At 71.9% G+C, this 20,745-nt stretch carries 20 protein-coding genes; 15 read left to right on the top strand and 5 right to left on the bottom strand.

All coding sequences use genetic code 11. The features are described from left to right. Nucleotides 1-6: 6 nt before the first annotated feature. Both BKK81_RS22600 and BKK81_RS35585 read right to left on the bottom strand, forming a co-directional pair. Nucleotides 7-624, bottom strand: a complete 618-nt coding sequence (locus BKK81_RS22600) for an acyl-homoserine-lactone synthase (protein WP_083384357.1) — start codon at nt 622-624, stop codon at nt 7-9. A gap of 281 nt (nt 625-905) precedes the next feature. After that, nucleotides 906-1,136 (bottom strand): hypothetical protein, encoded by a 231-nt coding sequence (locus tag BKK81_RS35585; RefSeq protein WP_156811423.1) that lies wholly within the window; start codon nt 1,134-1,136, stop codon nt 906-908. Between BKK81_RS35585 and BKK81_RS22590 the strand changes: the two genes are divergently transcribed. After that, nucleotides 1,135-1,566: a hypothetical protein gene (locus tag BKK81_RS22590; RefSeq protein ID WP_071017886.1), complete on the top strand. Its 432-nt coding sequence runs from the start codon at nt 1,135-1,137 to the stop codon at nt 1,564-1,566. The genes BKK81_RS35585 and BKK81_RS22590 overlap by 2 nt on opposite strands. 268 nt (nt 1,567-1,834) lie before the next feature. Here the strand turns inward: BKK81_RS22590 and BKK81_RS22585 are convergent, their stop codons facing one another. Together BKK81_RS22585 and BKK81_RS22580 are read right to left on the bottom strand one after the other, a co-directional pair. Beyond that, nucleotides 1,835-2,683, bottom strand: coding sequence for a TauD/TfdA dioxygenase family protein (locus BKK81_RS22585; protein ID WP_071017884.1), 849 nt, complete (start codon nt 2,681-2,683; stop codon nt 1,835-1,837). Between the two features lie 10 nt (nt 2,684-2,693). After that, nucleotides 2,694-3,674, bottom strand: coding sequence for a quinone oxidoreductase family protein (locus BKK81_RS22580; RefSeq protein ID WP_071017882.1), 981 nt, complete (start codon nt 3,672-3,674; stop codon nt 2,694-2,696). A 220-nt stretch (nt 3,675-3,894) separates the two neighbouring features. On the opposite strand from BKK81_RS22580, the gene BKK81_RS22575 reads away from it, so the two are divergent. The 14 genes from BKK81_RS22575 (at nt 3,895) to BKK81_RS22510 (ending at nt 19,886) form a co-directional block, all read left to right on the top strand. Beyond that, on the top strand, nt 3,895-4,899 hold the full coding sequence (locus tag BKK81_RS22575; RefSeq protein WP_071017880.1) for an AraC family transcriptional regulator: 1,005 nt from the start codon (nt 3,895-3,897) through the stop codon (nt 4,897-4,899). A 107-nt stretch (nt 4,900-5,006) separates the two neighbouring features. After that, on the top strand, nt 5,007-5,666 hold the full coding sequence (locus BKK81_RS22570) for a response regulator transcription factor (RefSeq protein ID WP_071017878.1): 660 nt from the start codon (nt 5,007-5,009) through the stop codon (nt 5,664-5,666). A gap of 712 nt (nt 5,667-6,378) precedes the next feature. Beyond that, nucleotides 6,379-8,217, top strand: a complete 1,839-nt coding sequence (locus tag BKK81_RS22565; RefSeq protein WP_071017876.1) for a hybrid sensor histidine kinase/response regulator — start codon at nt 6,379-6,381, stop codon at nt 8,215-8,217. Between the two features lie 4 nt (nt 8,218-8,221). Continuing rightward, nucleotides 8,222-8,620 (top strand): response regulator, encoded by a 399-nt coding sequence (locus tag BKK81_RS22560; protein ID WP_071017874.1) that lies wholly within the window; start codon nt 8,222-8,224, stop codon nt 8,618-8,620. After that, complete coding sequence (locus BKK81_RS22555; protein ID WP_071017873.1) at nt 8,601-9,002, top strand: Hpt domain-containing protein; 402 nt, start codon at nt 8,601-8,603, stop codon at nt 9,000-9,002. Before BKK81_RS22560 ends, BKK81_RS22555 begins: the two co-directional genes overlap by 20 nt. A gap of 122 nt (nt 9,003-9,124) precedes the next feature. Next, nucleotides 9,125-9,463, top strand: a complete 339-nt coding sequence (locus tag BKK81_RS22550; RefSeq protein ID WP_071017871.1) for an STAS domain-containing protein — start codon at nt 9,125-9,127, stop codon at nt 9,461-9,463. 21 nt (nt 9,464-9,484) lie between these two features. After that, nucleotides 9,485-9,682, top strand: coding sequence for a hypothetical protein (locus BKK81_RS22545; RefSeq protein WP_071017869.1), 198 nt, complete (start codon nt 9,485-9,487; stop codon nt 9,680-9,682). A 316-nt stretch (nt 9,683-9,998) separates the two neighbouring features. Further along, nucleotides 9,999-10,358, top strand: coding sequence for a hypothetical protein (locus BKK81_RS22540; protein ID WP_071017868.1), 360 nt, complete (start codon nt 9,999-10,001; stop codon nt 10,356-10,358). A 280-nt stretch (nt 10,359-10,638) separates the two neighbouring features. Then, complete coding sequence (locus tag BKK81_RS22535) at nt 10,639-11,427, top strand: ABC transporter substrate-binding protein (protein ID WP_071022058.1); 789 nt, start codon at nt 10,639-10,641, stop codon at nt 11,425-11,427. Beyond that, nucleotides 11,424-14,552 carry a SpoIIE family protein phosphatase gene (locus tag BKK81_RS22530; RefSeq protein ID WP_071017860.1) on the top strand — a complete coding sequence of 1,043 codons (3,129 nt, stop codon included), beginning with the start codon at nt 11,424-11,426 and terminating at the stop codon, nt 14,550-14,552. Before BKK81_RS22535 ends, BKK81_RS22530 begins: the two co-directional genes overlap by 4 nt. A gap of 114 nt (nt 14,553-14,666) precedes the next feature. Next, nucleotides 14,667-15,713 carry a glycosyltransferase family 4 protein gene (locus BKK81_RS22525; RefSeq protein ID WP_162287362.1) on the top strand — a complete coding sequence of 349 codons (1,047 nt, stop codon included), beginning with the start codon at nt 14,667-14,669 and terminating at the stop codon, nt 15,711-15,713. 57 nt (nt 15,714-15,770) lie between these two features. Further along, on the top strand, nt 15,771-16,838 hold the full coding sequence (locus tag BKK81_RS22520; protein WP_071017858.1) for a glycosyltransferase family 2 protein: 1,068 nt from the start codon (nt 15,771-15,773) through the stop codon (nt 16,836-16,838). 68 nt (nt 16,839-16,906) lie between these two features. Continuing rightward, nucleotides 16,907-17,941 carry a glycosyltransferase family 2 protein gene (locus tag BKK81_RS22515; protein WP_083384354.1) on the top strand — a complete coding sequence of 345 codons (1,035 nt, stop codon included), beginning with the start codon at nt 16,907-16,909 and terminating at the stop codon, nt 17,939-17,941. 322 nt (nt 17,942-18,263) lie between these two features. Further along, a complete protein-coding gene (locus BKK81_RS22510; RefSeq protein WP_231908199.1) occupies nt 18,264-19,886 on the top strand; it encodes a sensor domain-containing diguanylate cyclase in 1,623 nt (540 codons plus the stop codon). A 53-nt stretch (nt 19,887-19,939) separates the two neighbouring features. Here the strand turns inward: BKK81_RS22510 and BKK81_RS22505 are convergent, their stop codons facing one another. Beyond that, nucleotides 19,940-20,662: a response regulator transcription factor gene (locus BKK81_RS22505; RefSeq protein ID WP_071017857.1), complete on the bottom strand. Its 723-nt coding sequence runs from the start codon at nt 20,660-20,662 to the stop codon at nt 19,940-19,942. Nucleotides 20,663-20,745: the final 83 nt, after the last annotated feature.

Genomic DNA, 20,745 nt, shown 5'->3' with positions numbered 1-20,745 from the left:
TGGATGTCAGGCCAGGGCGAGCTGCCCGCCATGCTGCGTGCCGGCGGCGCGGTGCCCATCCACAGGCGGGATCGCGTGTGCGTCGATCAGGCAGGCGATCAGAGACTCCTCGTCGTGGACCATGGGTGCGCCCACGCGTCGTGCGCTGAAGCCGGCCTTGCGCAAGAGGCGCTCGACCGCGAGGGGCGAGACGGTGATGACATGCGCAGCGCCTTGCCTTGCGGCGCAGGCCAACGCGGCCGCGAGCAGCGCAACCGCCAGCGGCGAGGAGAAATGATCGAGGGGTCCGTTCCTCGCGCCATGCGGCGGTGTCGCGGCGAAGCGCGACAGCTCCCAGACGCGGGCCGACGAAGGCGGAGCGGCGCCGTCGAGCAATTGCGGGAAGACCTCCGCGAGGAGATAGGGCCGGGTCGTGGGCAGCAGCCGCGCGATGCCCACGATCTCGCTATGCGATTGGGCCACGACATAGAAGGTCTCGGGGTGATCGAACTGGTCCAGTTCCCCTTCCTGCCCGCAAGGCATGCGCCAGCCGAGTTGCTGGACGAAGACCTTGTAGCGGTAGCGGGCGATACGATCCGTAAGCGATCTGCCCAATTCCTTCGCGGTTCCGGAAACGATGTTCAATGCAATCCCCTCAGTCAGAACTGGGCTAGATTGAACAATGTGCCGACGGATTCCGTAACTACCTGAAATGGTAGGACGTCATGACGCACCCTGTGGCCGCCGCGCCCGAGCCGCCTTGCGCTGTCGATGGACTCCGGCCGGCAAGGCAGCCGATCGGGATGGAGGCGAAATCTGCAGGGGTACGGCATGAGAACGCGCGACGGAGGCACCGCTGCGGGAAGCGCCGTGGCGCCGCGCTGCATTCCCCCCTTGCGGCGTTTTGACAACCAGGACTGCCCCGATCACACTGCCACAAAATCGAACGCATCGATGACAGGAACGACATGCGGATTGACGACAGATGGGAATCGCAGACGGACGGCATCCGGGCAAGGGATCTGCGGCGCGACGCGCTGGTCCGCCTGCGCGAGGCCGTTTCCCGCACCCGCGCTCAAGCGGATACCCCAGCGGATACCCAAGCGGATCGGCTGGCCGCCGATGCCTGCGTGGTGCGCAACGGCTGCTTCGACCATGCTTGATACCGGCGCCCAAGCCCTCGTGCTCGGCGGCGTGCTGAGCGCCGCCGCCGCCGCGGCCCACCTGGCCTGCATCGCCGTCGGTGCCCGCGCCTATCGGTTCATGGGTGCGGGCGAGCGCATGGCGCGCGCGGCCGAGGCCGGCCAGATCCGGCCGGCATTGCTGACCTTGTTCATCGCCGGCGTGCTGCTGCTCTGGGCCATGTACGCCTTCTCGGGCGCCGGCATCGGTCCTCGCCTGCCATGGACGAAACCAGCGCTCGCCTGCATCGGCGCGGTCTACCTGGCACGCGCCGTCTGCTTCCCGCTTCTCAGGCCCGCGTTCCCCGAGAACTCCACGCGCTTCTGGCTGGTGTCGTCGGGCATCTGCGCGGTGCTCGGTTCGCTCTACGCGGTGGGTGTCGTCGCGGCCTGGGCGGATCTGTGATCCGTCGTGGCGTCGCTGCCTGGGCTGACGCGGCCCGGCGCATCGTCCATCGGGTGGGAATCGATCATCGGGATCCGGTGGCAGGGGTCCTGATCTGGATGCCGGCCTGCGCTTTCGCCGCCGCAAAGAAAAAACGCCAGCCGCGCTGCGGCTGGCACTGAGCTTTCCCTTCCTGCCTGGGCTGCATGCGTGCGCAGCGTCTTGTTATCGATCCGGCCTGCGCCCGCCTTCGGGATCCCGCCCACGAAGACGATGCGCTCGCCGCCGCTCAGAACGGCCTGCTGCCGATAATGCCCGCCCGCTCCATCTTGCGGTGGCAGGGCGGGTAGTCCATCACCGCGTAGTGCTGGGTCGCGCTGTTGTCCCAGATCGCCACGCTGTCCGGTTCCCAGCGCCAGCGCACCTGGAACTCGGGGATATAGGCCTGGCTGATCAGGTAGCGCAGCAGGTCGGCCGCGCCGGGGTTGCCGTCCTGCCCGAAGCGCACGCGTGCCGGCGTGTGGTAGTTGGTGAAGTGGGTGGTGAAGCCGTTCACGTAGAGGATCTTCTCGCCGGTCTCGGGGTGGGTGCGCACCACCGGATGCTCGGCGTCCGGATACTGCGCCTTCAGCGCGAGCCGCTTCTCGATCGGCATCGCCGCGCCGAAGCTGGCTTCGATGCTGTGGCGCGCGCGCAGGTCGGCGATCTGTTCCTTGACGTGGGCCGGCAGGTTTTCGTAGGCCAGCACCATATTGGCCCACATGGTGTCGCCGCCCACCGGCGGGCACTCCACGCAGCGCAGCACCGCGCCGAACTGCGGCGCCTCGCGCCAGGTGGTGTCGGAGTGCCAGGCGTTCTCGTAGCGGTCGTTGGGCTGGTCCGGCGTCTTGTAGATGCGTACCAGGCCGGGGTGCTCGGGATCGCTGCCGGCGACCGGATGGTCTTCCAGTTCGCCGAAACGGCGCGCGAAGGCCACGTGCTCGGCGCGGCTCAGTTCCTGCTTGCGCAGGAACAGCACGCGATGGCGCAGCAGCAGGGCGCGGATCTCGGCGAACAGGCCGTCGTCGCGCACGGCGTCGGCAAGCTGCACGCCGCGCAGTTCGGCGCCGAGCGCACAGGTGAGTTGGCTGACTTGCATGGCGGCCTCCTCAGATGACGAAGATCGACGAACCGGTGGTCTTGCGCGCTTCCAGGTCGCGGTGCGCCTGCACGGCATCTTCCAGCGCGTAGTGCTGGTGGATCTCGATGCGGATGCGGCCGGCGCCGACGTGGTCGAACAGCTCGCCGGCCAGCTCGGCCTTCTCGGCCGGATCGGCGATGTAGTCGGCCAGCGCCGGGCGGGTCAGGAACAGCGAGCCCTTCATGGCCAGCAGCACGGGATCGAAGGGCGGGATCGGGCCCGAGGCGGTGCCGACGCAGACCATGGTGCCGCGCCGCTTGAGCGAATCCAGCGAGGCCATGAAGGTGTTCTTGCCGACGCTGTCGAACACCACCGATACGCCCACGCCGTCCGTCAGCTCGCGCACGCGGCGGGCGACATCCTCGTGGCTGTAGTTGATCACATGGTCGCAGCCATGGGCGCGCGCCACCTCGGCCTTGGCCTCGGACGAGACCGTGCCGATCACGGTCAGGCCGAGCAGCTTGGCCCACTGCGAGACGATCAGGCCGACGCCGCCGGCGGCGGCGTGCAGCAGGACGGTGTCGCCGGCGCGGAAGGCGTGGATGCGGCGCATCAGGTAGGCCGAGGTCAGGCCGCGCATGGTCATGGCGGCCGCGATCTCGCAGCTGATGGTCTCGGGCAGGCGGATCAGCGGCGCCGCCGGCACCAGGCGCTCGGTGCTGTAGGCACCCAGCGTGTTGACGAAGCCGGTGTAGGTGACGCGGTCGCCGACCGCCACGTTGTTCACGCCCGGTCCCACGGCCTCGACGATGCCGGCAGCCTCCACGCCAATGCCGCTCGGCAGCGGCACCGGATAGATGCCCGTGCGGAAATAGGTGTCGGCGTAGTTCAGCCCGACCGCCACGTGGCGGATGCGGACCTCGCCGGGGCCGGGATCGCCGACTTCGACCTGTTCGCAGCGCAGCACTTCGGGACCGCCGGTTTCATACATGCGGATGACCTTGGCCATCGGTTGTCTCCTGTCGTGATCGCGGCGCGCGAGGCGCGCCATGCATGCTGTGCACTGTAGGTGCCGGCGCCGCGGCGCGCTTTGCATTGCGCACCGGGAACTTTGCATTTCATGCCAGGCACATCTATGATCGCTGCGCGTGCCGGGGCGGCCGGCACGCCAGGCCAGCCCAGGGGCAACCCGGGACAACCCGGGACAACAATACGGAGACAGTCGGGACGTGGAGACGCTGATACGTGCCGCGGCACTGAGCCATTTCTTCGAGGTCGCGCACAGCCTCGGCCTCAATCCGCAGCCGCTGCTGCGCCGGGTCGGCCTGAGCCGCGCCATGCTGCAGGACCCGGACCGGCGCGTGCCGGCCGCCGCCGTGGTGGCGCTGCTGGAAGCCTCGGCCCAGGCCAGCGGCTGCCTGACCTTCGGCCTGCGCATGGCTGAAACCCGCCAGTTGTCCGATTTCGGCGCAATGAGCCTGTTGATCGGCCAGCAGCCCACGCTGCGCGCGGCGCTGGCCACGCTGATCCGCTACCGCCACCTGGTCAACGATTCGATCGCGCTGCTGCTGGAGGACGTCGGCAAGACGGTCGTGATCCGCCACGAACTGGTGTCCGCACCGGGCTCACGCCAGGCCACCGAACTCGCCATCGGCGTGCTGGCGCGCCTGGGCAGCGCGCTGCTGGGCGCGCGCTGGCAGCCGGTCAGCGTGAACTTCACGCATGCGGCGCCAGCCGACCTGCGCGCACATCGCCGGCTGTTCGCCTGCCCGCTGGTCTTCAACAGCGAATTCAACGGCATCGTCTGCCTGGCGGCCGACCTGGACGCGCCCAATCCCGGCGCCGACCCGGTCATGGCGCGCTATGCGCAGCGCTTCGTCGATGCCCTGCCGGCCCCCGGCGGCGGCGCCATCGGCCACGAGGTGCGCGCTGCCATCTACCTGCTGCTGCCGATGGGGCGGGCCACCAGCGCCGCGGTGGCGCAGGGGCTCGGCCTGAGCCTGCGTACCATGCAGCGCCAGCTCGACGAGGCGGGCGAGACCTTCACCGGCATCCTCGACGAAGTGCGCCGCGAACTGGCCCGGCGCTACGTGGAAAACCCGCAGTACTCGCTCACACGCGTGTCCGGGCTGCTCGGCTACGGCTCGCCGGCCGCCTTCTCGCGCTGGTTCTCGGCCCGCTTCGGCATGGCGCCGGTGGCCTGGCGCAAGCAGGCCGGCGGGCGCGCCGGCTGATCCCCTGTGCAGCGCAAGGCGCCTGGCCGCTCAAGTTTTCGCTCCGGCTGTCCGTAAAGGGTTCCCATTGCCATCCGATGTGGCATACGCCATCCCTGGACCCGGACATGCGAAGCATTCTTTTGCTCGAGGACGAGGCGGAACTGCGCGAGGAAATCGCCGCCTTCCTGCAGAAGCGGGGCTGGACGGTGCTCCAGGCCGGCAGCCTGGCCGAGTCCGCGCCCCTGATCGAACAGGCCGACATCGCCGTGATCGACGTGATGCTGCCGGACGGCACCGGCTTCGAAGCCGTCGCCCGCCTGCGCCGGCAGCGCCCGGGCTGCGGCATCGTCATGCTGACCGCGCGCGGCGAGACGCAGGACAAGGTGCGCGGCTTCGAGGACGGCGCCGACCACTACCTGGTCAAGCCCGTCAAGCTGCTGGAATTCGACGCGGTACTGCGCGCCCTGAGCCGGCGCGTGGCCGCGAGCTGGCAGCTCGACCGCCAGGCCAGCGAACTGATCGCGCCGGAAGGCTCGCGCATGATGGTCTCGGTCAACGAGGGCAGCCTGCTCGAACTGCTGGCACGCCACCCGGGCCAGCCGGCCAGCCGCCGCGAAATCGTGGAGAACTTCGGCCAGGAGTGGCTGCACTACGACGAACGGCGCCTGGAAACCCTGGTCAGCCGGTTGCGCCAGCGCTGGCGCAGCCTGACGCGCAGCGAACTGCCGCTGCGCACGGCGCACCGCGTCGGCTATATCTTCGCCGCGCCGCTGGCGCTGGCCTGAGCGGTCCTGGCGGGAGGGCCACGCCTCCCTGCCGGCCCTCCCGCCTTTTCCGCTCCCCCCCGTTTCCCCCGTTTCCCCCGTTTCCCCCGTTTCCCCCGTTTCCCCCGTTTCCCCCGTTTCCCCCGTTTCCCGCCCGTTTCTTACTCCCCGTTTCCACCGGTTGCCGGCAGGACTTGAGCCTTCTCGCTACCGCCGGTTTGCTCCCCTCTCCCGCTTGCGGGAGAGGGGCCGGGGGAGAGGGCAGGCGCCGGCCGGCCGCAGCTTGGGATTACACCATCGGCTTCGTCCCGATGCTCGCGTGCTGGACCACACCGACGGCTTCGTCATGCGTGGCGCCTTGCTAAACCACCCCTCTCCCCCGCCCTCTCCACATGCGGGGAGAGGGAGCCAAGACCGTGTGCTTGGCGTTCTGTGTTGGTGCACTCGTCGGCATCGTCCAGCGCGTCGTGTTTCGCACCGCGCCGGCCTGTTCCTCCATCACTCCCCCCTTCGCTCCCCATCGGTTCCCCCTTGCTGCCATTAAAGGCGCCGAAGCGGCGCAAATGGTGGCGACATTGTGAAAGCACATGCCCCGCCGTCTCCGGCACGCCACCGCATGCCCCTCCCATGGGGGGGGCGGGCGCGCCGACGGGGCCGGACCGGCGTGGCATAATCGGGCGGCCCATGCCGCTTCCGGCACGCCGCCTCCGCTGGACCCGAGCCGAAGGGATCGATGCCAGACTCCGCCGCCATCTCCGCCATTCCCCCCGATACGCCACAGTGCCTGCAGGTGCTGGTCGTCGACGACATGCCGGCCAGCCGCGCCGAGACCGCCCAGCGGGTGCGCGAAGCCGGGCACCGGGCGGTCGAGGCAGGCAGCGGCGAGGAAGCGCTCGCCGTGGTCGCGGCCCGCCATGTCGACCTGGTGCTGCTGGACCTGCTGATGCCCGACATGGACGGCTTCGAGGCCACGCGCCGCCTGCGCGCGCGCGAGCCATACAGCTGGCTGCCGGTGGTGGTGATGTCGTCGATGAGTGGCGCCGACCATTTCGTCAAGGCCATCGAGCAGGGCGCCGACGACTACCTGCTCAAGCCGGTCAGCCCGGAACTGCTGCAGGCCAAGCTGCGCAATATCGGCCGCGCGCTCGAGCTGCAGACGCGGCTGGCGGCGCAGGCCATGCACAACCGCGCGCTGTTCGACCATGTCGGCGACGCCGTGCTGGCGCTCGACGGCGCGCAGCGCATCTGCGACGCGAACCGCGCCGGCCTGGCGCTGCTGGGCTTGTCCGCCCTGCCACCCGACGGCATCCCGCTGCACTCGCTGATTCCCTCCGGGCTGCCGCCGCTGGAGCCGGGCGACGCGCGCCAGGTCCGCATCGAGCGCAACCTGCGCCGCGCCGACGGCCGCGAGAGCGCCGCCGAGATCGGCATGACCGGCTGGCCCAGCGGCAGCGCGGCACGCGTGTCGCTGGTGCTGCGCGACCTCAGCGAGCGGCGCCGCCTCGAACGCCTGAAGGACGAATTCCTCAGCACCATCAGCCACGAGCTGCGCACCCCGCTGACCTCGGTGCTGGGCGCGCTCGGCCTGCTCGCCGGCGGCGCCGCCGGCGAGCTGCCGGAGCAGGCGCGGCGCCTGACCGAGGTCGCGCAGCGCAACGGCGAGCGGCTCGGCCGGCTGATCGACGACGTGCTCGACCTGACCAAGCTGGAAGCCGACCGCATGATGCTGAACCTGCGCGTGCAGGCGCTGGAACCGCTGCTGGCGGAAGCGGTGCAGGCCAATGCCGACTATGCGCGCCGGCTCGGGCGCACGCTGCAGGTGGTGGCGCCGCCGCCGCCGGGACTGCGGGCCGAGATCGACGCCGACCGCTTCCTGCAGGTGATGGCCAACCTGCTGTCGAACGCGGTCAAGCACTCGCCGCCGGAGCAGCCGGTGGAAATCCGCTGCCACTGCACCCAGGGCCGCCTGCGCATCGCCGTGCGCGACCACGGCCCGGGCATCGACCCGGCCTTCCGCGCCAGGCTGTTCGAGAAGTTCTCGCAGGCCGAGCAGACCGACCGCCGCAGCGGTGCCGGCACCGGCCTGGGCCTGCACATCAGCCGGCTGCTGATCGAACGCATGGGTGGCAAGGTCAGCGCGGTGTCCACCGCCGGGCACGGGGCCGAGTTCGTGGTCGACCTGCCGGTCTGGCGGGGCGGCGCCGAACGCACGCTGTCGCAGCCGCAGGTGATGGTGATCGATGGCGATCCCCGCGCGCGCGACCGCATCGCGGCGCTGCTGTCGCCGCTGTGCGAGTTGCATTGCCTCGACGACCTCGGGCAGGCGGTGGACGAAGCGGCCCCGGCGCCTGCCCTGCTGATCGCCGACCCGGCCGGCGCGGACGGCCCCCTGGACACGGTCTGCGTGCGCCTGCGGCGGCTGGCCGGACCGGCACCGGTGCTGCTGTACACCGACGTGATCGGCGCGGAGCAGGCCGGCGCCCATGGCTTCACCCTGCTGAGCAAGCGCGGCACCGGCAACGATGCCTTCCTGCGCGCCGTGCGGCTGGCCGCCAACCTGGCCGGAGACTGACGCCATGGACGCCTTGCGGCGGGTGCTGTGCGCCGAGGACGACCCCGACATCCGCACCATTCTCGAACTCAGCCTGGCCACCGTCGGCGGCTACGAGGTCTGCATGTGCGCCGACGGGCGTGCGGCGGTCGAGCAGGCACCGGGCTTCCGGCCCGACCTGATCCTGCTCGACGTGATGATGCCGGGCATGACGGGGCCCGAGGCGATGCAGGCCATCCGCGCCATGCCGGCGCTGCGCGGCACGCCGGTGGTGCTGATGTCGGCGCGCGCCCTGCCGCACGAGATCGAGGCGCTGCTGGAGCATGGCGCCACCGGCGTCATCGTCAAACCCTTCGATCCCATGACGCTGGCGGACAACCTGCGCATCTACTGGGAACACGGGCGTGGCATCGGCGCCGGATAGCGCGGCGGCCGCGCAGCGGCAACTGCAGCGCCTGCGCGAGCGTTTCCTCGCCGGCCTGCCCGGCCGCGCCGACGAGCTGGCCCGGGCCGTCGAGGCCTGGGCCGCCTCGGCCGCGGCCGAAGCGGCGCCGGAAACGGCGGCACAGGCCCGCCTGGCCGCCGCCGCCGTGCTGCACCGCCTGGCCGGCGCCGCCGGCCTGCATGGCCTCGCGCCGCTGGGCGCGCAGGCGCGCGCGCTGGAAGACGCGGTCATGGCCGCCGCCGCCCCGTCCCCCGCCCTGCTGGCCACCCTCGCCGGCTTGCGCGCCACGCTCTCCACCCTCGCCACGCCCGCGGGCCCCGGCGGCACCTCCGGCGCCGATGCCGACGGCCTTGCCGGCTGATGCCGGTGCGCGGCAAGCGCGCGCGAATTCACAAAGCGGTGACATTGTGAACGCCCTTCCCGCATTTAATCACCCTGCGGCCGGCGCCTTTTTCCGCCCGGCCGGAGAACAAGGAGCTTGCCATGCAATTGACGGCCATCCGGGAAACCTCCGGCGTCCTGCTGATCCGGCTCGACGAGGCCCACCTCGACGCCAGCAACGTCAAGGCATTCAAGGAAGCCATCAACCCCTTGCTGGAAGACTACCAGCGCGTCGTCTTCGACATGTCGGCGCTGAGCTTCGTCGACAGCTCGGGCCTGGGCGCGCTGATCGCCTGCCTGCGCCGCACCCACAAGAGCCAGGGCGATTTCAAGCTGTGCGGCATGCTGCGCCCGGTGCAGGCCCTGTTCGAGCTGATGCGCATGCACCGCGTGTTCAGCATCCACGCTACCGCCGAAGACGCCGTGCGCGCCTTCGCCTGAGCCACGCCAACGGAGGTCACCATGCCAGCCCCGACCTGCCTCTACGCCGCCGCCCCCCAGGCCGGCCGCATGCCTGCCACGGCGACCGCCGCCAGCCAGCCGCGCCGGCAGCCCTCGCGCCGGCACGCACGGGCCGCGGCCGCGCGCTGCCAGCACCTGGCTTCGTACCGCCTGCCACGCGGCAACGCCGCGCGCCCGACCGCCAGCCGCCACGGCTGAGAGCCTGCCCGGCCGGAGCCCCGGGCCCCGGCCGGCATGGCGCATGACGAAGGCCGCTTGCCGCACCGCCTGGCCGCCGGCACGGCAGCATCCGCAGGAGGTCACCTGCGGCGCCCCCTGCCTTCCCCCCACACGACGCACACCGGACGACGGCGGACACCGGGAAGTCGCCCTGGTGCCGGGACACCGGGGTTGAGCCGGGCGCCGGCCGCGCACGAGGATGGCCGACAAAGTTCACAAAGCGGCCACATTGTGTCGGCCACGGTGCGCTTCAATCCAGGTACCGATTCAGGTACCGATTCCCCGGGGAGCCGCCATGTCCATCGCCCACCATGCCAAGCCGACACCGACGGCCGTCCTGGCCATGCTGCGGCGCGGAGAAACGGACTTGCCGGCGGGCCGCCAGCCGCCCCGCCTGCCCGCCCGCCGTGCCGGGCCGCCGCTGGCACTGTCCCACGCCCGATGGATGAAATATGGACCGTGGACCCCATTCCTCATCCTGAGCAGCGCCGCCGGCATGCCGGCGTCCCGCATCGACAGCGGCACGCTGTCCATGGCCGCGCTGGCAACGCTGGCAGCGCTGGCTGCCCCCGCCGCACTGGCCGCACTGGCCGCACTGCCGGCCGCCCCGTGGCCGGGCTGCCGCGCCGGCCGGCTGCGCGGTCGGCGCGCATGAACGCGTACCCCGCACCGCCGGCCACGGCGCCAGCCTCACGCGCGAAGAGGCCGACGTGATCCGCTTGCCCAAGCGCCATCCAGCCAAGAGCGGCAGCGCCGATTCCGGCCACGCCAGCCGCCAGATTGCCGCAGGCCCGACCGCGCTGACGGTCGGCGCCCGGCCCGAGTCATTTGCATTGCAAGGGGAAAACCAGAACATGACACCTGAACCCGACACCCGTCGCGGGGGCGCCGCTGCGCGCGCGCAGGCCACGCTGGCGCAGCGCGGCCCGTGGCGGATGGCCTGGCTGCTGGCCCTGGCCGCCTGCTGCCTGGCGGCGACGGTGCCGCACGCCCACGCCGGCGTGGTCGCCGAACGAGTCAAGAGCCGGCACCAGGTACGCGTCTGCATCTGGCCGGATTACTACGGCATCACCTACCGCGACCCGCGCACCCAGCAGCTGCGCGGCATCGACATCGACCTGTCGGCGGCGCTCGGCGCCGACCTCGGCGTCAAGGTGGCCTATGTCGACTCGTCCTTCGCCACGCTGATCGACGACGTGCGCGGCGACCGCTGCGACGTGGCCATGTTCGCCGTCGGCGTGCTGCCGCAGCGCCAGGCCGTGCTGCGCTTCAGCCAGCCCTACCTGCAGAGCGACATCTACGGCATCACCATGCGCGCCAGCCGCATCGTGCGCAGCTGGGCCGATATCGACAAGCCCGGCGTCAACGTGGCGGTGCAGGCCGGCACCTTCATGGAACCGGTGATGCGCGCCAGCCTCAAGCAGGCCAACCTGGTGGTGCTGGCTCCGCCGCAGACGCGCGAACAGGAGTTGCAGGCCGGCCGTGTCGATGTCTTCATGACGGACTACCCTTACAGCCGCCGCCTGCTCGATAATGCGGACTGGGCGCGGCTGGTCTCGCCGTCCCAACCCTTCCACCGCATACCCTACGCCTACGCCATGCGCCAAGACGACGAGGAGTGGTACCGGACCATCAACGCCTTCGTCGAGCGCATCAAGCACGACGGCCGGCTGGAACAGGCTGCGCGCCGCCACGGGCTGACCGAGGTGCTGATCCGCCAGTGAAACCACCCGAGGCGCCGCCCGGCCGCGGCACCGGCCATCCGCCTGCCTGGCTCACCAGCACCATGGTGCTGTGGGCCGCGGCCGCCATCGCCAGCCTGATGGTCGCCGCCGCCGCCGGCTTCGCCTGGTGGGAGCGCAGGAACGCCATCGACAACGAGCTCGACAACGTCGAGATGCTGGCGCGCGCGCTCGACGACCAGTCGAGCCGCGCGGTCGGCACGGCCGCCATCCTCGGCGACGCCTTCCGCGAAGACCTGGCCGCCTACGACAGCCAGGCCAGCCGCGAACGCATCGACCTGCTGCTCACCCAGGCCATCGCCGGCACGCCCTCGGTGCGCAGCTTCTCGCTGGTCGCCGCCGACGGACTGATCCTGGCCAGCTCCAACCCGCAGGCGCGCGGCAAGCGCATCGATCCGGAGCGCCTGCCGCGCCTCGCGGACACCGACAACGCCGACGCGCTGCGGATCGGCAAGCCGGTGGCGGGCCGCGACCTGGCCGATTCCGAACTGGCCCGCCATCCCGACCCGGCCCTGCGCATGCTGCCGCTGAGCTTCGTGCCGCTGGTGCGGCACGTGGCCCTGCGCAGCGGCGGCGACGCCTACATGGTGATCGCGCTGAACACCGACTACCTGGCCAATACCTTCGGACTGATGCTGTCCGACGCCGGCCGCACCGCCGCGCTGCTGCACTACGACGGCACGCTGCTGGCGGCCACCGAGGGCATCCAGGCGGCCCCCGGCGCCAACTTCTCGGCCAATCCGGTCTTCCGCGAGCTGCTGTCGCAGCGCGACCACGGCAGCCTGTCCGGCATCGGCCTGGACGGCGAGCCGGCCCTGCTCGCCTACCGCGCCTCGCGCCGCTGGCCGCTGGTGGTGATGGTCGAGCTGGGGCTCGACGCAGCGCTGGCCGGCTGGCAGGGCCTGATGCACTGGGTGGCCATCGCGCTGGCCGCCGGGCTGGCCCTGCTCGGCCTGGTGGCGGGGGCGGCCTGGCGCAGCCTGCGCAGCAACGAACAGGTGCGCGCCGCCCTGTTCGCGCTGCACCGCGAGATCGCCGCCAGCGAGGCGCGCAAGAGCGCCATCCTGGCCTCGGCCATGGACGGCATGGTCACGCTGGACGCGCGCGGCCACATCCTGGAGTTCAACCACGAGGCCGAACGCATCTTCGGCCACCGCGCGCAGGATGCGCTCGGGCGCTCGCTGGACGCCCTGGTGTTCCCGCCGGAATCGCGCGGCGCGCTCGACGGCGTGGCGCGCACGCTGCGCGGCGGCATCCACGCCCAGCACGCGGGACAGCGCTGGGAGCTGCCGGCCATGCGCGCCAACGGCGAGCGCTTTCCGCTCGAAGTCTCGGTGGTGCCGGTGGAGTCCGACGGCGAGAGCATCCTCTCCTGCACCCTGCGCGATATCTCCGAGGCCAAGCAGGCAGCCGAGGAGCGCGAGCAGCTGCTGGAGCGCTACCGCGAATCGTCGGCGAGCCTGCGCGTGCTCAAGCGCGCGCTGGACCAGCACGCCATCGTCAGCATCTACACGCCCGAGGGCGTCATCGCCTACGCCAACCGCAAGCTGGCCGAAGTCAGCGGCTACCGGCGCGAGGAGCTGGTCGGCCAGGACCTGCGCCTGCTCGCGCCGAAGGGCCAGCGCGAACCGATCGAGCACGACCCGCTCGCCCTGGTCCGGGCCGCGCAGGCCTGGGCGGGGCAGCTGGTGCACCAGAAAAAGGACGGCACCCTGTACTGGGCCGCCTCCACCATCGTGCCGGACCTCGACGCGCACGGACGGCTGCGCCAGATCTTCCTGATCCAGACCGACATCAGCCGCCAGATCGCCGGCGAGCGCGCCATCGAGGCGGCGCGCCGCGCCGAGCTGGAACTGGGGGCGGGCATCCAGCGCGCCCTGCTCACGCGCGACCTGCCGCCGGCCGTGCTCGACTGCTTCCTGTCTGGCTTCAATACCGCCTCGCAGGGCATCAACGGGGATTTCTTCGACCTGTTCCAGTTCAGCGAGGGCTGCTTCGACATCCTGGTCGGCGACGCCATGGGCAAGGGCGTGCCGGCCGCGCTGCTGGGCGCCGGCCTGAAGATGCAGTTCGCGCGCTCGCTGGCCGAACTGGTCACCCGCGGCGGGCCGGCCGACCGTGCCCCCCAGGCCGTGCCGGCGATCGCGGCGGGCGCGGCCGGCGCCGCGCGCGGCAACCGGCGCGCGCCGCCGCAGCCGGCCGAGATCATCGCCCACGTGCAGCGGGCCATGCACCGGCAGCTGGAAGAGCTCGAGAGCTTCGTCACCGTGTGCTACCTGCGCATCGACCGCAACCGCAACACCCTGACCTGGGTCGGCTGCGGCCACGAGGAGACGCTGCTGCTCGGCGCCGACGGCAGCCACCGCTTCCTGGCCAACCAGCATCCGCCGCTGGGCGTGCTCGAGAGCGCCGACATCGAGCAGTCCGAGGTGGCGCTCGGTGCCGGGCAGACCGTGGTGCTGTATTCCGACGGCGTGACCGACGCGGTGGGCACCGATGGCGAGCGTTTCGGCCTGCCGCGCATGACCGACACGCTGCACCGGCTGCTGGGCACGCACCAGCGCCCCGGCACCATCGCGCGCGGCATGCAGCACGTGATGCAGGCCTACACGGCGGACGGCAGGATCGCCGACGACATGACCATGCTGGTGCTGCAGACCCCGGCCGAGGCCGCCGGCGCGCGCGAATGGCGCTTCGAGATGCCGCGCGCGATGACGCAGCTCAAGGCCCTGCACACCTTCGTCGAGGCCCATGGGCGCGACGGCGGGCTCGACGAGGTGCAGGCCAGCGCCCTGGCCCTGGCCGCGGTGGAACTGGCCAGCAACGCGGTCCGGCACGGCGGCCACGCCGAAGACGGCGGCCCGCTGGAGTTCATCTTCCGCGCCGCGCCCGACGCCTGCCAGCTCGAACTGTTCTACACCGGCACGCCGTTCTCGCCGCCGCGCACGCTGGCACCGGACTTCAGCGGCGGCTCCGAAGGCGGCTTCGGCCTCTTCATCATCCGCGAAAGCTGCGACGCCGTGCGCTACGGCCACGCCGACGGCGTCAACCATGCCACCCTGGTCAAGCGCCTGCACGCGGCGCTGGCCGCCAGCGCGGGCGGCTGAGGCCGGCGCGGCCGCGCGCCCGATCCTGGCGGGCCGCCGCGGTTTTGCAATCGTGTAACCATCCCGGCGCCGCTCCGCGGTGCAATGGCATCCAGAACAACATGCTGGATGTCCATGATGGCCACGCCTCTCCTCTACATCCTCCCCAGCGGTGAGCTATCCGGCACCGAGCGGATGGCCATCCGCACGCTGCAGCACCTCGCCGACAGCTTCGACGGCGTGATCGTGGCGCCGCCGGGACCGGTGCATGCGCACGCCAGCCAGTGCGGGCTGCGCAGCGAGAGCTTCCGGTCGAGCGCCGGCCTGGCGCGCCTGCTGTGGCGCGCCGCGCGCCGCGAGCCCGAGCTCGCGGTGGCCTCGCTCGACCTGTCGCAGGCCTTCCTGGTGGTGCTGGCGCAGGCCCTGGGGCGCGCGCGCGTGCGCCACCTGCACATCGTGCGCGGGGGCAGCGACGAACGCCTCAGCTACGGCTACAAGCGCCTGCTGCAGCCGTTCCCGGTGGCTTTCGTCGCGGTCTCCGACTTCGTGCGCGAACGGCTGGTCGCGCACGGGGTGGACGCCGCGCGCATCAGCGTGGTGGAGAACTTCATCGAGCCGTCGGCGGTGGCCTGGCGCCCGGTGTTCCGCGAGGCCGGCGTGCGGCGCGTACTGATGCTGAGCCGGCTCGACCGCATCAAGCGCGCGGGCCTGCTGCTGCAGGCGGTGCGCAGCCATCCGGCCCTGGGCGCCATGCAATTCGACCTGTACGGCAGCGGTGAACAGGAAGCGGAACTGCGCGCGGCCGCGGCCGGGCTGCCCAATGTCACGCTGCACGGCTTCCGTGCCGACGCGGCCGGCCAGCTGCGCAGCTCGGACCTGCTGGTCCACACCTGCGCCGAGGAGCCGTTCGGCCTGGTGGTGCTGGAAGCCTTTGCCGCCGGCGTGCCGGTGCTGGTGCCCAACGCCGGCGGTGCCGGCGGCCTGGTGCGGCACGGCGAGACCGGCTTCCACTATGCGGCCAACGATCCCGACGCGCTTGCCGACGCGCTGCAGGCACTGCAGTCGGCCCCGGCCGCGCTGCTCAACGCGGTGGTGGCCAATGCCCGCGCCGAACTGTCGGACCGTTTCCACCCGGCCCGGCTGGCGCAGCGCTACCGCGACCTGCTGCAGCCGCGCGGCTGAACCCGCGCCGTACCGACGCACACCGACACAGACTGGACCGACCAAGCGGAGCCGACCATGCCGAATCCTCCCCTGCACCACACCCGCGACAGCCTGTACGGAACGGCCGGCCACCCCGGCTGCACGACCGCCCCCGACATCTCGGTGGTGGTGATCGGACACGACGACGGGGCCCGCCTGCGGCGCTGCCTCGACAGCGTGCACGGCGCCGACTGGCGCGGTCTGGCCTACGAGCTGATCTACGTCGAGGCCGGTCCGGTCGGTGGCAGCCCGGCCCAGGGCATCCGCCCCGGCAGCGCGGCCGGCCGCAATGCGGGCTGGCGGAGCGCGCGCGCCACCGCCGTGCTGTTCCTCGACGGCGATACCCTGCTCGCCCCCGCCTTCCCCCGGCTGGCGCTGGCCGCGCTGCGGCGCGGACGCTACGCCGCCGTATGGGGCGACGGGCACGAGGCGGCCTCCGGCCGGGCCGCCGATCGCGGCGCCAACGCCCTGTTCCGCCTCGACGCGCTGATCGAGGCCGGCGGCTTCGACGACAGCCTGGACACCGGCGCGGGACCGGAGCTGTGCCGCCAGCTGCGCGCCACGGGCTGGCGCATCCTCCTGCTGGACGCACCCGCGACCCCGCACGAGGTTGCCGTCCCCCGCACCGTCCCCCCCGTCAGCCAGGCCCGGTGCGGCACCACGCGCGCAGGCCGGGCGCAGGCCAAGGTCCCGGCGCACTGCCGCCAGCGCGACAACGCGCAGCAGCTGCGCGACATCCACCGCAACCTGCTGCATGGCGCCGCCATCGCGGCGCTGCCCCTGGTACTGGCCGCCGCCCTGGCGGCGGGGCCGGCGGCCAGCGCGGCCGTGGCCGGCGCGGCGCTGCTGGCCATGCTGCGCGCGGCCATGCACAGGTGCCTGGTGGACGGCAACGAACGCTCCGCCGCGCTTCACCTCGTGCACTCGCCCCTGCGGAAGCTGCCGATCCCGTGGCACCGGCTGCGCAGCGGCTGGCCGGCGCGGCACGGCGGTGCTCCCGCGCTGACCGACTACACGCTGCGGGCGTACGACGCTTCCCTGCACGCGCACCCCGGCATCACCTTCGCCGCGCGGCGCCGCGCCGGGCAGGGAGAGCCGCGATGAGACCGGGCACCTTGCTGCGGCTGGCCGAGGGCCGGCGCGCGCCCGCTGCGCCCGCCGGGAGACCCGCCATGCCGACTGAAACCTCGTACTACCAGTCCAACGGCCCGTCCCGCGACACGCGCCGCCACAAGCCCCGCGCGCCGGCACACGGCCTGGCGATCCTGGTCGTCACCCGCAACTCGGCGCACGGCATCCTGCGCCTGCTGGACGGCCTGCGCCCCGGCGTGCGGCCGGCCGACTGGCAGCTCATCGTGGTCGACAACGCCTCGCGCGACGGCAGCGCCGAGCTGGTCGCCGCGCAGCACCCCTGGGTCACGCTGGTGCGCAGCCCGCGCGACCTCGGCTTCGCCGGCGCGGTCAACCTCGCCGCCAGCCGCGCCGATGCGCACATCCTGCTGCTGCTCGATCCCCGCGTATCGGCCACGCCGGCCTGCATCGCGCAAGGCCTGCAGCGCATGTGGTCGGAACCGGGCGTCGGCATCGCCGGCGGGCGCCTGCTGGGTGACGACGGCAGCGACCGGCCCTCGGCCCGGCGCTTCCCCTCGCTGCTCAACGAAGCGCTGGCGCTGAGCGGCCTGGCGGCGCGCTTCCCGCGCTCGCGCCTGTGCGGCCGCGCGGACCGCACCTGCTGCGATCCCGCCGTGCCCGCCGAAGTCGACTGGGTGCCGGGCGCCTTCGCCTTCGTGCGCACGACACTGTTCGCGGCGCTCGGCGGCTTCGACCTGCGCTTCTTCCGCTACTACGAAGAGGTGGACCTGTGCCGGCGCGCGCGCGGCCACGGTTACACGGTGCAGTACTGGCCGGAACTGCGCGTGCGCCATGCCGGCGGTGACCTCCCCGGCGCCGGCGCCCAGCTCACGCCGTGGCACATGCGCAGCGCACTGCTGTATCACCGCAAGCACCACGGCTGGCTGACGGCCTGGGCCAGCAACCGGCTCGCATCCGCCTGGCACGGCCTGCGCGCGCTGCGCCACTGGCGCTTCGCCAAGGCCGGCGGCGCGCGCGGCGACAAGTACCGGCAGTCGCGCCAGCACGTGGCGCAGCTGCGCCGCGCCTGGCACGACACCATGGGCGGGCGCGTCTCGCCGCCCACGCCGTGGTGAGGCGCCCCGCCCCGCCCAGGCCAAGGCCGGCCCCCGGCGCGCGCCCGCGCCGGTAGCGCCGCGCGCCGGATCCCCGTGCCGGGCTTGATCTTCATCAACAGGAGGCGGGAAAGTGGAGCCGAGCCGTCAACGCGCCGGGGCCGATATCGGTTCTCCTGGCAGGCGCCGCAATCGTCCACCGCCCCGGAACACGCGGACGCCTGGAATACGGCCCCGGCGGGGTGATGACAGCGACAGCACCACACGTGCCGCCTGCGTGCCACCTGCGTGCCATCTGCGTGCCGCTCGCCAGCCCCTGTCACTGATAAGTAAAAAGAAAAGCATGACGATGTTACGCAGCCTGTATCGCCGGCTCGGCCTTGGGCACCTGGTCCTGGCCCTGGCGGTCTTCTCCTTGCTTGCTGCCTTCGCGAATACCTTCTATTCCGCCTACCGCGTGCAGCGCGAGATCCTGCTGACCAACGCGCTCGAAGCCAACCGGGTCTATGCGGCGAAACTGGCCGACAGCACCGCCAACTTCGTCAGGTCGGCCCAGCAGCAACTGGCCGTCAGCGCCTCCCTGCTGGGCGCCAGGCCCTTCGGGCGGCAGGCGCTGGAAGACGAAGCCTGGCGCCTGCTGCACCAGACCGACTCGTTCAACTCGGTGCTGATCGTCGACGCGCGCGGCACGGTGCTGGCCGTGATGCCGACCACGCTGAACCTCGCCGGCAAACAACTGGACAGCGAAGGCGCGCGCGCGGCGCTCGATGCCCGGCAGCCGCGCATCACCCAGGCCTACGTGTCCGCCGCCGGCAACCTCGTGGTCAATATCTCGCAGCCGATCCTGGGCAAGGACGGGCGCTACCTCGGCTATGTGGCGGGCTCGATCTACCTGCGGGAAAAGGGCATCCTGCATGCGCTGCTGGGCGAGCACTACTATCGCGACGGCTCCTACCTCTATGTGGTCGACCGCGCCGGCCGCATTCTCTACCACCCGGACAGCGGCAGGATCGGCAAGGTCGCCAGGGACAACCCGATCGTCGCGGACGTCATCGCCGGCAAGGCCGGCACGCGCCGGATCGCCAACAGCAGGAACATCGACATGCTCGCCGGCTTCGCTCCGGTGCCGGTCGCGGGCTGGGGCATCGTGGCGCAGCGCCCTGTCGCGGCGACACTGGCCGAGATGGACCGCCTCACGCTCGCCGTGCTGCGCGATACCGTGCCGCTCGTGATCGCTTCGCTGCTGGCCGCCTGGTACCTGGCCGGGCTGATCGCCAAACCCCTGCGCCAGCTCGCGCAGGCGACCGGGGAAAAGGACACGGCGGCCACCCTGCGCAGCATCCAGGGCATCCGTGCCTGGTACTTCGAGGCGAGGCAGCTCAAGCAGGCGGTGCTGGAAGGCCTCGCCACGCTGCAGGCGCAGATCGGCGCCCTCAACGAGGCCGCCGTCACCGACCCCATGACGGGCCTGCGCAACCGGCGCGCCCTGTCGGCGCAGCTGCGCAACTGGGGCGCCGCCGCCCAGCCCTTCGCGGTCATCGCCATCGACGTGGACCGCTTCAAGCGCGTCAACGACACGTACGGGCACGAGGCGGGGGACAAGGTGATCTGCCACATCGCCAGGCTCATGCGCGAATGCTCGCGCCAGGGCGATTTCCTGTGCCGGGCCGGTGGCGAGGAATTCCTCATGCTGCTGCCCGGCTGCGGCGCGGCCGAGGCCATGCTGATCGCCGAACGGCTGCGCCAGCGCACCGCCGCCACGCCCGCGCCAGGCGTCTGCGCGGTGACGGTCTCGCTCGGCGTCGCCAGCTGGCCCGAGTCGCACGGCAGCATGGAGCGGGTGCTGGCGCTGGCGGACGCCGCCCTCTATGCGGCGAAGGAACAGGGGCGGAACCGGACCGTGGCCGACGCCTCCCTCGACCTGCCGGACGCGCCCCGTCCCCCGGCGCCACGCTCCGCCGGCTGAGGCCCGGCCGCGGGCCGCCCGGCCCGATGGCGTCCGCTACCGCTGGCCGCTGCTCAATGCCGTACTGCCGCCGCCTCCTGTTCGAAGCGGTAGCCGTAGCCGTACACCGGCGCCACCCGCCAGCCCTTGCTGCCGTCGAGCTTGAGCTTCTTGCGCAGGCGGCTGACATGGGTGTCGACGGTGCGCGTGTCGACGTCGGCGTTCAGGCCCCAGATGCGGTTGAGCAGGTGGTCGCGCGAGAGCAGCTTGCCGGGACTGTCGAACAGGTAGACAGCCAGGTCGAACTCCTTCTGCGTCAGTTCGACAGCCTGGCCGTCGAGCGCGATGCGCACCGCCTGCAGGTCGATCTCATAGGCGCCATGGCGCTTGGCCGCCGTGCCGGCGACGGTGGTGCCGGCGGTGGCGCCGGTGGTGGTGCCGTAGCGGCGCGCCAGGGCCTCGATACGGGCCAGCAGCACCGCCGGCCGCACCGGCTTGACGAGGTAGTCGTCGGCGCCGGACCTGAGCGCGCTGACGGTGGTCTGCTCGTCCTCGCGCGCGGTCAGCACGATGATGGGCAGCTCCCAGCCGAGCTGCTCGCGCGCCCAATGGATGATGTGGCCGCCGTCGGTGTCGGGCAGCATCCAGTCGATCAGCAGCAGCTCGCAGCCGCGTCCCACCTGCGCCATGAAACCCGCGCCGTCGCCGAAGCCCTGCGCCACATGGCCGCCGCCCTCCAGCCAGGCCAGGATCACATCGCGCTGGTCCGGATCGTCTTCCAATACCGCGATCTGCATTGCCCCTCCCTTTCATCGCCCAGGCCCTCCCGCCATCGGCTGGCGGGGCCAGATTCTACCTGTTGCGCGCGCACAACCCGGCG

Source organism: Cupriavidus sp. USMAHM13 (assembly GCF_001854285.1).
Classification (GTDB): Bacteria; Pseudomonadota; Gammaproteobacteria; order Burkholderiales; family Burkholderiaceae; genus Cupriavidus; species Cupriavidus malaysiensis.
The sequence above is the reverse complement of the archived record's forward strand: the minus strand, read 5'-3'. Positions and strand labels throughout refer to the sequence as shown.